The sequence below is a fragment of the Kineobactrum sediminis genome, assembly GCF_002868715.1.
GTDB lineage: Bacteria > Pseudomonadota > Gammaproteobacteria > Pseudomonadales > Halieaceae > Kineobactrum > Kineobactrum sediminis.
In genome coordinates this window covers 111,160-122,930 of sequence record NZ_PKLZ01000011.1, presented here as the reverse complement: position 1 = coordinate 122,930, position 11,771 = coordinate 111,160, and the positions used below count along the sequence as shown (strand labels likewise).

6 protein-coding genes are annotated in these 11,771 nt (G+C 46.7%); 1 reads left to right on the top strand and 5 read right to left on the bottom strand.

Translation table 11 applies throughout. The features are described 5' to 3' along the window. Positions 1 to 10: 10 nt before the first annotated feature. The 3 genes from CWI75_RS14590 to CWI75_RS14580 all read right to left on the bottom strand — a co-directional run bounded on the left by CWI75_RS14590 (position 11) and on the right by CWI75_RS14580 (position 3,360). Positions 11 to 1,297, bottom strand: coding sequence for a TetR/AcrR family transcriptional regulator (locus tag CWI75_RS14590; protein ID WP_101522252.1), 1,287 nt, complete (start codon positions 1,295 to 1,297; stop codon positions 11 to 13). An 83-nt stretch (positions 1,298 to 1,380) separates the two neighbouring features. Then, positions 1,381 to 2,769 carry an MATE family efflux transporter gene (locus CWI75_RS14585; RefSeq protein ID WP_101522251.1) on the bottom strand — a complete coding sequence of 463 codons (1,389 nt, stop codon included), beginning with the start codon at positions 2,767 to 2,769 and terminating at the stop codon, positions 1,381 to 1,383. A 27-nt stretch (positions 2,770 to 2,796) separates the two neighbouring features. Beyond that, positions 2,797 to 3,360: a DNA-3-methyladenine glycosylase I gene (locus tag CWI75_RS14580; RefSeq protein WP_101522250.1), complete on the bottom strand. Its 564-nt coding sequence runs from the start codon at positions 3,358 to 3,360 to the stop codon at positions 2,797 to 2,799. A 125-nt stretch (positions 3,361 to 3,485) separates the two neighbouring features. Here CWI75_RS14580 and CWI75_RS14575 point away from each other — a divergent pair, with 125 nt between their 5' ends. Then, positions 3,486 to 4,244 carry an enoyl-CoA hydratase/isomerase family protein gene (locus CWI75_RS14575; RefSeq protein ID WP_101522249.1) on the top strand — a complete coding sequence of 253 codons (759 nt, stop codon included), beginning with the start codon at positions 3,486 to 3,488 and terminating at the stop codon, positions 4,242 to 4,244. A gap of 15 nt (positions 4,245 to 4,259) precedes the next feature. Here the strand turns inward: CWI75_RS14575 and CWI75_RS14570 are convergent, their stop codons facing one another. Continuing rightward, positions 4,260 to 7,385: a triple tyrosine motif-containing protein gene (locus CWI75_RS14570; RefSeq protein ID WP_101522248.1), complete on the bottom strand. Its 3,126-nt coding sequence runs from the start codon at positions 7,383 to 7,385 to the stop codon at positions 4,260 to 4,262. A gap of 48 nt (positions 7,386 to 7,433) precedes the next feature. Further along, positions 7,434 to 11,744 (bottom strand): two-component regulator propeller domain-containing protein, encoded by a 4,311-nt coding sequence (locus CWI75_RS14565; protein ID WP_146003604.1) that lies wholly within the window; start codon positions 11,742 to 11,744, stop codon positions 7,434 to 7,436. Between the last annotated feature and the right edge of the window lie 27 nt (positions 11,745 to 11,771).

The window sequence follows — 11,771 nt, the reverse complement described above, 5'->3', positions numbered from 1 at the left end:
TGGCAAAGGCTCAGCGTGGCTTCAAACCGTTAAAAAACAGATCGAAATAGTCAACGGCGGCCCGGTCGAGGTCTTCAACCGATCGCCACCGCTTGATCTCCATCGAGGCATTAATAGCCCCGGAAATAAGTTGCTGGGCAATGAAAGGGTCTATGTTTCGTACACTACCATCGGCGATTCCGGCACTGATGAACTTACCAAAACGACGGTTGGCATCATCGGTTCGCTCCAGTATTTCCTTGCGTTTCGCCATCGGCAATGCGGTTATTGTTGTGTAGCGTATCAGTGGGCCCTGTTCTGAGTTCTGAACATGGAAGATACGTCGGCAGCTGTGGTCTATCTTGCCTAAACCGGAGTCTTCAAGCTGTTCCGATTGCTCGTAAATGTGTTCGGTAATGTTCATCGAGTAAATGTAGCAATTGAACAACAGATCTTCTTTGTTCTTGATGTGGTAATAGAACGCGCCCTTGGATACGTTCAAATGCTCGGCAATTTCGTCCAGGGATGTTCCGTTAAACCCTTTTTTGTTGAAGAACCATGTGCCTGATTTGTAAAATGCCAGCTGTTTGAGACGATTCTGTTCTTCCCGGTCAAAGCCGCGCACATAGTTTTCGACACCCGGCCCTGCTTCGATGCGCGTGGGATGGTATTCACCGGTGCCGCTGTACAAGCCATGCTCGAGAATGTCCCAGGCACTGCGCGCGATGGTGTCAACGTTCTCGCGAGGCAATTTGTGCAGCCAGGAGAAGATCCAGTCCAATGATCCCAGCATTGCGCGTGTGGCAGAGATTGTTTCGCAGGTGCGAACGTCTCCCTGGCTAATCCCCTCGCGAAGATAACCACGGAGCCGTTTGAACATGGCCACATACTGTCCCTCCACCTCACCGCGGCGAGGGGGCTGTAGTGACGCAATTTCCAGCAGCGCGGCGAGGTGAGGCCCTCGACCTTCCTGGGCCGCGCGCCAGTTTTCAAACTGCAGCAGGAAAAACGCCCGTGCCCGGTCCAATGGATGTGAATAGCGCCGCTCAATATCCTCCATACTCTTCAAATGATAGGCGAGCGCCGCCATATAACATTGGTAAATCAGCTCTTCTTTTGTTTTAACATAGTAATAAAGGCTGGTTTTGGTTAAACCGAGGGTCTCGGCTATATCCCTCAGGGTAGTAGACCTGGAGCCTTTGTAATTGAACAGGCGTGCCGCCTGGGAGAGAATCGCGGTCCGTTTGGCGTCATGCTGTGCCGAGCGATTAAAGGGCGAACCTGGTGCCGGGGAATCGGTGCTCTTGTAACTGCCCATGAATGGTCCTGGTTTGGCGCGGAAAGAATATGCTGTACTCAATAGTCTACAATTCCAACTCTAAGTATTTTTTTTGTCACTGTCTATAGTGCCGTGCCCGGACTCCTGTCAAAAGGCAGGTTCAGCCATTTTTTTGATCGATAACGGTGCAATAGCATGATCGCTTTGAGTGTGTAGTCCAGAACCATGACGCCAAAAATCCAGAAAACCGACAGGCCCAGGCTCTGGCATAACCACGCCGGCAGAAGCCGTCCGAAGATGATCCCGACAAATGTCGCAAACAGGGGGAAACGGGTATCGCCCGCGCCCCGCAGCGCACCTGCCAGGGCAAAATCACAGGCCATCATCGGCTGAGTCAGGCAAATAACATAGATGAACGTCACTGTAAGTGAAGCCACCTCTGGATCCGTAATCATGAAAGAGGCCAGTGATTCCGCGTGCCAGGCCATAATCAAGGATAATGTCAGCATGGCCACCAGAGCCATGCGGAGAGAGCGCCACCCGGTCTTCATGGCCCGATCGGGCCTGCCTGCCCCCAGTTGTTGTCCTACCAGGGTGGCTGTTGCGACGCCGAAGCCGAAGCCGACTACGATGGGGAATGCTACCAGGCTGATCCCTATGCCATAAGCGGCAAAGGCCTTTGTGCCGTACTGGGCGACGATAGCGAAGAAAGCGAGGAACGCTACCTGGACTACAGCCTGTTCAGTTACTGCGGGCCCGGCGATCCGCATCAGGTTGCGTGCAGCGCTCCAGTCAATATTCAGCCGCCTCACTGGCCTGATTACAAATTTGCCACGCCACCAGCACACAACGAACGCCGAAGTGACCAGAGAGCCTGCCGCACCGCCCCCGAGTGCAACGCCTGCCACACCCATAACCGGCAGGGGGCCGATACCAAAAGCCAGCAAATACCCGAAAACAACATTCAGTATGGTGCTGAAAAATAGGAAATACAGAGGCGTCAGTACATCACCCGTGGCTCGGAGCGCGGTTCCGATCATCATATTGGCGGCACTGAAGAGATTGAAAATACCCAGCCAGAAAATAAAACCGGCAGCCGCGGTGGTTGTCTCGGGATCAAGACCAAACAGGCCTGCCAGCTGCAGGGGGGCGACCAGTACGGGGATGCTCAGCACGCCGGCTATTACCATGGCGAGCAATAAAGCCGTCCAGCTGGCCATTTCCGCCCTTGAGGCTTCGTTAGCCCCCCAGTGACGAGCAATCACCGCCGTCGCCGCAACCGACAACCCCATCAGAATGGCCTGAACCACGAAAAAAATGCGGTGGCCCGTGGTTACCGCAGCGACTGCGGAGGTACCCAGGCCCGCTGCGATCTTGATATGCATGAAACCGACTGTGGTAAACAGCAGGTTAGAGATGATCGTCGGCCAGGCCAGTTGCCATACCCGTCCGCTGGTTGATTCGTGCCTGGCCAACCGATGGTTCTCCTCCGTGATCTTCTGGCTACCCATAATGTCCTGTGTGACGGTTCCTGTGCGCTATCGTTCTCGCTGACTGCAAAAGCAGGACGCGATATGGTCATTTACCATTCCACTTGCCTGCATGAAAGCATACATAATCGTTGGACCGACAAAGGTGAAACCGCGTCGCTTCATGTCCTTGCTGAGAAGGACCGATATTGGGGTACTTGTCGGCGTGTCCTCGACAGATAACCAGGCATTAACAATTGGTGTTCCATCGACAAACTGCCAGACATAACTGCGGAAATCGCCGAATTGTGCCTGTGTTTCCAGAAAGGCCCTGGCATTTTGCCGTGCACCAAATACCTTGAGCCGGTTACGGATGATACGCGGTTCAACGAGGATGCGCTCAAGCTTATTGTCGGAATAGTGCGCAATCGCGTCTGCATCAAAACCATCGAATAGCTCTCGATAGCCTTCTCTTTTGCGCAATACTGTTATCCACGCCAGTCCCGCCTGGGCGCCCTCAAGTATCAGCAGCTCGAACAGACCACGATCATCCCATACCGGTACACCCCACTCGTGATCATGATAGTCAACATATACGGGGTCAGTGCCACACCAATCACACCGCTGAACCATTACCTGCGCTCCAAAGACTTGTTATTTTAGGCAGTATCCATAGAGGGTGGATAGGTGTCTACCGACCAAAGCCCAAACACCATAGGACTGGCGCAAGCTTAAGCCCTGTGCGACACTTTCAGCCTATGACAGACACTATACTTTATGAACGTACTGGTCACATCGCGCGCCTGGTTCTGAATAACCCGGCTCGTCACAATGCGCTCGGGTTCGAGGAGCTGGCGGCGATACAGACTTACCTGGCCGAAGTGCGTGAAGATGAACAGGTTCGGGTCCTTATCGTAACAGGGTGGGGGGACAAGACGTTTTGTGCCGGCGCCTCGTTAGACCAGCTGGGTACCGGCAATCTGTCGGGCGATACATTCCAGGCAACTACTGATCAGCTGGCGGCACTGCAGATACCTACGATCTGTGCGATTAGTGGGAACGTGTACGGCGGCGGTGTTGAGCTGGCTCTCAGCTGTGATTTCAGAGTAGGTATAGCGGGGAGTAAGCTGCGGGTGCCGGCAGCAGCGATAGGCCTTTGTTATCCCATCAGCGGGATAAATCGATTCGTCGAACGGCTCGGTATCGTTACTGCGAAACGAATACTTCTCGCAGCGGAGGAGCTGCCTGCGGAAACCTTGCTGGAGTTGGGCTTCCTGGATCATCTCGTTCAGCCGGCGGCTCTGGATGAAACAACGGAAAGGTTGGCCCAGAAAATAGCGCATCTGGCGCCACTTGCGGTACGTGCAATGAAACAGATTCTGCAGCAAGCCGCGGCCGGACAGATAGACGAAGCCCAGGCACAAGCTCTTTCTATGCAGTGCCTGGAATCAGAAGATCTTAAGGAAGGATTTGCCGCCCAGAAGGAAAAACGTGAGGCACGTTTCAAGGGCAAGTAATGGTTTTATGCTTCCTCAGGTAATCGGTGATGACCCTGGCTCTCGCGTCCATGGTACTTGAAACGTGACCAGGAGGTTGGTCCTGGAGTTTTCTTCAAAACCAATCTCGCCATTCAGTGACGCCACGGCGCTCGCGATAATGGTCATGCCTCCCGATTCCGGTGCATCAAATGCCAATCCTGTGGGTATACCAATTCCATTATCCTGATAATGGAGCACGACCTGGTCTTTCTTCATTATGGGTTCCGCGGTCGTGGTAAGCCCAATACGGACAAAACAGGCTGCCTTCTCTGCCGGAAACGCGTGTGCCAGTGAATTATCCAGACACTCGGCTATGATTATCGCACAGGATACTGCATGGGCTGCGGGCATAACGTCGTTGGGAATATCATTTATAACAGTCAACTTACGTCCCGCTTCCCCATAATATCCTTCAAGATAGGCCGCCAGGTGGTCTGTGAAGGTTCTAAGGTTGGCGTAGAGCTGTTCCCCATGGTAGTAAAGGGCATCCTGAAGTAGGTCGAAAACCCGCAGTCTCCGCAAAAGACGCTTGCCGGATAGGTCCTCTCCAGCGAGTGAAAAAACCAGACCCGCATCTATACCTTCGTAAGCACGTGCGAGAAGCTCCTTGTTATAAAAATGGAAAGAATCGGTAAGCTTGCCCTGAAACTCGACCTGTTCCTGTAAATCATCGGCATATCGATCGGCAATATCTTGCATCTTTTTTGCGTGTCTAAGCGCTTCATCTTTTATTGCATAGGCGCGATAAATACGATGCCAGATAATAATCAGCATCACTACCAAAATACCATATAAGGTAAACGCCCACCCGGTAAGCCATGGCGCGGGCTTGACCTTCAGGTCCATCGTGATGCCTTCACGATTCCAAACTCCAGCGGCATTCACCGCCTGCACGCGAAACTCAAAATCTCCTGCCGGCAGGTTTGTATATGTCGCAGTTCGCCTGCTGCCAATATCGATCCAATCTGGATCGAACCCGATAAGCTTATAACGATAGCGTGTACTTTGCGGATCAATAAGCTCCAGGGCACTGAATTCAAATGTGATGAAGTGGTCCTTGTGGCTGAGGATAATTGATTGAAGGTCTTTGGCTATGAGCTTGGGATTGTTGATAGATTTTTCGAGAGTTACTTTGGTAAATCCGATGGCCGGACGAGGAATGTAGGCGGTGATACTATCGGGGTTAAATCGGTTGTAGCCTCGGCTTCCTCCGAAAAAGAGTTGACCGTTGGAGTCTTTAAATGAGGAACCGAAATTAAATTTATTGCCTTGAAGTCCATCAAGCTTGGTAAACCGCCTCGCAAAAGACCCATCTGCTAGAATGAGGAATAGGCCTTCAGATCCTGAAACCCAAGTGCGATCATTATTGTCGATCTCTGCAGAATAAATTGCAGAGGTAGATAAAAGAGTGTCTTCAAATAAAGGTTTAAGATTGATCACGGACTCGGAAGGGCTGAGCATATCGGCCAAATAGACGCCATGGCTCTGAGTTCCTATCCAAAATGCACCCTCTGAGGTCTCGTGAATAACAGTCATTATTGGTGTAATATCATCAAGTCCAAAGTCCACCTCTATTTCGGAGATCGTGTCGGTTTTTAAATCGTAGAAAAACAGCTTATTTTCCGTGCCAATTAAAACTGAATTTTTAGACTTGATCGGCTCGATTAGTGTTACTTTAATATCGAGTAATTTTGTTGCACCGTAGGACTTTCCGCCCGATTCATCATAACCGGGGTCTAAACGATATAGGCCGTTGTTATAAGATCCTATGAGCGTAGTCTCATTTGGGAGATGTTGAATTTTCGTTATTTCAAAATTGTCGTTGTTTGCCACGGAGTGGTGAATTTTGGTTCCGGTGATCAAGTCTAATATATGGAGCCCGGAACTTCTTGTGCCGATCCATAGCTCTTCCGCTACAGATTCAATAGACATAATTCGGAAGTCGGGTAGGGAAAATTCGGGATACAATTCTACCAAGTTAACATGGTGTCCAGCTCCTTTTTCAATCACATAAAGTCCATTGTATGTTCCGACCCAAATATTCGAAAAATAATCCTCTGTAAATATTAAGACCTCGTCATTAATGCCCGCCGAAACACTGTTTATCGTCTGAAAATTTGAGCTAAGAAGAAAGCAAAGACCTTCATATGTGCCGATCCACAAAGTTTCGTTATCGACGAAGAGGCGCGTAACATGGTCATTTGAAAGTGAAGAATTCTCACGCTTAAACGTATATAAATGACGAATTTGCTCATCAAATATAAACAAGCCACTGTCAGTCCCCACAAAGATTAAGCCGCGAAATATTTTAATATCAGTTACGCTACCTATATTTGAAAAGCCTCGGTCTCCATTTGCATGCGTTCTGTTTGAGGATTCATTTATCATTGAATTGATTTCACTAGAAAATAGACTTTCCACCGAAATATGGATTCGTTCTCTATCATTTAACGATTTATTATCAAGATCAACGGATAACCTTTCAATAGATTTAGAAAGGAAGTCAATGCGTAGAAATCCATCGCTAGTCAAAGCGAGAATGCGATTATCTGACGTTTTGTAAAATCTATCTATCTTTGAAATACCCAACGAGGTTTGTGCTGAGTCAAGCCATTTTAGAGACTCGGAAATACTTGTATCAACGACTTTCAAAAAACGGTCTTCTTTGTATACGAGTAATGAATTACCCATAGAGACTAAAGATGTGACGCCTCTTCGAGGTGAAAAGTCTACTCGTTCAAAGCGCTTTCTAACTTCAGAGTATTTTGATATGCCGCTGCTGTAGGTTGATATCCAGATGGAGCCCGCCGAGTCTTCCGACATGCCTGTGATATCTAAGGCGGGTGCAAAATACTCGTTTTTATTCTTTGGGCTGAAGGAAGAAGTCTGTTGCCCTTCGTAAAGATATAATCCTGTTTGTGTTCCAGTCCAAACTCTGCCGGTATTGTCTCGATGGAAAAAGGTTATCGACTTCTCGGCAAGTTCAGAAGAAAGTCCATTTTTATATATTTTTAGATTTTCGAATTTATTAGATTTGTTGTCGCTAAGATCTCTAGATTCCGCGATAGCCGATGTCGATATAAGTAGCGACAATAGAATATAATAGCGTCGATATTTCATTTTTGAAAAAAATACCGTGAGTAGAGAATCCTCATGGGATCCACCCTGTCATTGTTGGATGTCCTCTTGTGTTACTTTTTCAGCATGTTTAAGGAACTCCTTATATGCAAGATCAATCTCCACAATGTACTCCTCTACATCTATAATCTCATTCCTTCGGGCGTGATCTTCCATCATTAAACTTATAGATCGTACTTTTTCGGCACCCAAATTAGCGCTCATGGATTTTATAGCATGTGCAATCTTCCCAAGCTTTTCGCTGTCTGATTGAACTGTTTCGTCACGTAACTCAGAAAACTTTTCAAAAATTTGTTTTTGAAAGACATCTAAGAGCTCTGGAAGAATTTTCCTGCCAGTCTGCTCTTCAACCAAGATAATATTTTTTATGGCCTTGTAATTTATTATCTTCGAGTCATATTCATTATCTCGATTATCTCGATTATCTCGATTATCTCGATTATCTCGATTATCTCGATTATCTCGATTATCTCGATTATCTCGAATGGAGGTCTTTTTTTCTGGCGATTCTCGCGTCCTTGTACTTATCAGATAGTGGTCGAGAATTTCGTTTATGTCACTTATCTTAAATGGCTTTGTGAGATATTTATCCATTCCCGCGTCTAGGCCTTTCCGCATTTCCTCCTCGGTATTCCCGGCTGTTAGAGCGATGATTGGTATATTTATTTTTCCTATACTTTTTTCGATTTCCCTTATTTCTATCGTCGCTTGATAGCCGTCCATTTTTGGCATTTGGCAATCCATAAATATTAGATCATATTTTCCCTTTTTGAATAGTTCGACTGCCAATCCGCCATCTTCAGCAATATCAACGTCGCAGCTTTGGAGTTCAAGTATCTCCCTCACAATTCGTTGATTTATCTCAAGATCCTCTGCCACCAGGACCTTAGGCCTTAACTTGGGGCTCTTGCGTATCTCCGATTTATCAGGACCTATCTTATTAATTGGTCTATTCCGATGATGAATAAGATCGGAAATCGATTGGTGTGTTATAGGTTTGCTGATCGTTGTCATTTCATAATCGAGCAATTCTTCATCAGGTAAGCGAAATGGAGTCAATAGAACCACTTGGTTAGAGCGGAGGTCTGCAAAGAATTCCGACATGAGAGCTCTCGTTGCAAAAAAGTCATAATCCACAAAAACAATGTCACCAGAAATCTGCTTTTCGTGCTGGAGATCAACCAACGTTGAGGGTACGTTTAGTCTTGCCAAATGTGATTTTAACATTCCTGTGGTTTTTTGATCTGAGCAAAGTATCGAAGCGCTAGTCGCGCTGCCAGAATAAGATTTAGAAATCTTGGCGATTTTTATAGAAGGTATCGAGATAGTTATCTCGGTACCTTTGTTGACTTCAGAGCTTACAGAAATTTCACCGCTCATAAGTTCAACAAATTCTTTTGAAATCGCCAAGCCCAGTCCGGTGCCGCCGTACTTTCGAGTTGTGCTAGCGTCGGCTTGTGTGAATGCTTCGAAGATTTTTGACTTTGCAGCGTTATCCATGCCGATGCCTGAATCTTCGATAGTGATAACAAGGTTACCAGCATGGCTGCAAAGGTCATCAGAAGCCCAAGACACGCGTAAGTCGATAAAGCCAAATTCTGTAAATTTTATTGCATTATTAATGAGATTCATTGTGACTTGTCGTATTTTGGCTGGGTCTCCAACGATGCGATCTGGAAGATCTTTGGCAATAAAGTAATTGAATTGTATTTTCTTTCGGCTTGCCGGCTCCGCCTGGAGATAACAGATATCGTCTATTAACTTTATCAAGTCAAACTCTACATTTTCGACCTCAACTTTGGCAGCCTCAAGTTTTGAAAAGTCTAATATCGAATTTATTAATTGTAAAAGTGATTCTCCACTAGCGTGAGCAGCTTTCGCAAATCGTGTTTGTTGATCATTCAGCTTCGTATTTAACAGCAGCTCAGTCATACCTATCATGCCATGCATTGGCGTCCTTATTTCATGCGTCATCGTAGCCAAGAATTCGGATTTCGATTTGTTTGCATGTTCCGCAATGTTTCTGGCTTCTTGAAGATCAACAGTTCTTTCCTGAACTTTGAGTTCAAGTTCTCGTTGGCGCCTAAAAATAAGCTGTTGCTTCCTGCGTTGTTTAACGAAAAGTAAAATTATCAGCCCAATGGTTAGAATTCCATATGCAATATAGGCGGGAGCGCTTTTCCATGGTGCGGGTTTGACATTTATATCTAAATTTAGACCTTCTGTATTCCAGACGCCGTCAGAATTGCTGCCTTGAACCCGAAGGGTGTAGGAGCCACTAGGCAAGCTGGTGAAAGATGTGGATCTAGTGGTGCCTAACTCTATCCATTCGCTGTCAAAGCCGTCCAGCATGTAGCGATATTGATTCGAGGGCGGATTCGTGTAATCCAGTGATGCAAAAGTAAAGGTTGCATATCGAAAATTATGAGGGAATGTTATCTCGTCTAATTGGTGATAGGGCACATCAAAAGAGACCTCATCATTGAGTATCCTAAACTCTGTGATTATTAAAGGCGGGATATAGATGCTTCTCCGTATTTTTTCTGTTGATATTATGTTGAATCCGTTGTTGCCACCGAAATATATTTGAGAGTCTTTGTCTTTAAAGACTGCGGCGTGATTGAACTCGGGTCCTTGTAATCCGTCGCTGACGTCAAAATTGTCGAGTTCGCCAGTAGACGGAGATAGCTTTGATAATCCTCTGTTATGGGAGACCCATATATTTGCGTTCATGTCACTAGTAATTGCATAGATATCGACACTTGGTAGCATCACGTTTTCGGAATATTGAGTAAATTTGTTGCGTCGCTCTTTTCGGTCTTTTTTATCCCAGCGGTTTATGCCTCCACTTTGTGTACCTATCCAGAGTCGTTCTTGAGAGTCTTCATGAATTGCCCAGGCAAGATTGCTTGATAAGCTCTCTGGGTTTTCCGGGTTACTCATAAAGCGTTGAAACGTCCCAGCTTGTATATCAAAAAGATTGAGTCCATTCTCAGTGCCAACCCAGATGTCCCCCGAGGAGTCCTCCAGAATTGCTATGACATTGTCATTACTTATAGTATTCGCAGAATCTGGGTCGTACTTAAAGTGGCGAAATGAATTGGTTTCGTCGTTATATATATTCAAGCCTCCGCCATAAGTGCCTATTAGGAGTTGACCAGTGGAAAGCCTGGTAATCGAGGTGATCCCATTTGCGCTAATGGAGGTGGTTTGAGTGACTCGTCTCCTAAATATTTCGATTTCTTGTGTTTCTAAATCAATCTTGTTTAATCCCGCGGTGAGGGTGCCCGCCCACAGGGTTCCATCTTCATAAAGAAGGCTCATCACCTCGCCGGATGAAATCTTGTTATTCAATGTAGTCTGTGTGGCGTAATGTTCGCTTTTCGCATCTGAGTTGAAAAGGTGAAGGCCTGTGCTGCTACCGATCCAGATCTGACCATTGTCATCTTGGGCGAACGTGTTAATTGAATCCGCTTGGCTTCCGAAATCAGAGTCAACTCGCCGAAAGAGTGATCTGGTTCCATAAGCCAGTCCGTTGTAGGTGCCTACCCAAATGATTCCAGCCATACTTTGGTATAGGCTAAAGACCTGATTGTCGGGTAGGTTTGAATTTGTCGTATTTATCGAGGTGAAGCTATGTGTTCCGGGTTCCCAGACGCTAACCCCGGAGCGCGTTGCTGCCCAGACATTTCCGGATCTGTCCTCAATCGTCATGTAGACTCGTTGGTCGGAGATTGAGTCGTTGGCTAGATTATTGGTGTCAAAGTATTCAAAGTCGTTGGTATGTGGCGAATATCGTACGATCCCGGAATCCAGTGTTGATATCCAAATGTTACCGTTCTCAGCGGCCATGACGAAGTTAAAGCGTTTCATGTGCTTTTCCGGATCTATCTCCGATGGCACGAGAACCGTTTCAATCTTTTTTTTCGACTCGTCTATTCTGAGTAGCCCGTAGTTATCAATAAGAGCCCAAACCATTCCGTCTTCAGTCTCTGTAAATGCGACAGGTCTGTTTGTTGTGTCTCGTGAGAGTGGCGAAAAATGCTCAAAGCGGAGGGTGTCAGGGTTAAACTTACTAAACCCGTATCCTGTATCGTAACCTAGCCAAATACTGCCGGTCTTTGACATAAACATCGAATAAATTGAATCTGAGAGCGGGTGAGTAGAGGAGGGTTCGGTACTACTTTGGATAGCTGTAAATGTTTGTGTTGCAGGATTGTATCTGTTGAGGCCACCACCTGCGGTCGAAACCCATAGATAGCCATTTTTATCTTCTACTATTCCAGTGGTGGATTGGTGGCTTATTGATTTAGCATCTCTGTTTGACGCTCTAAAGCGCACAACTGTGTATCCATCATAACGATGGAT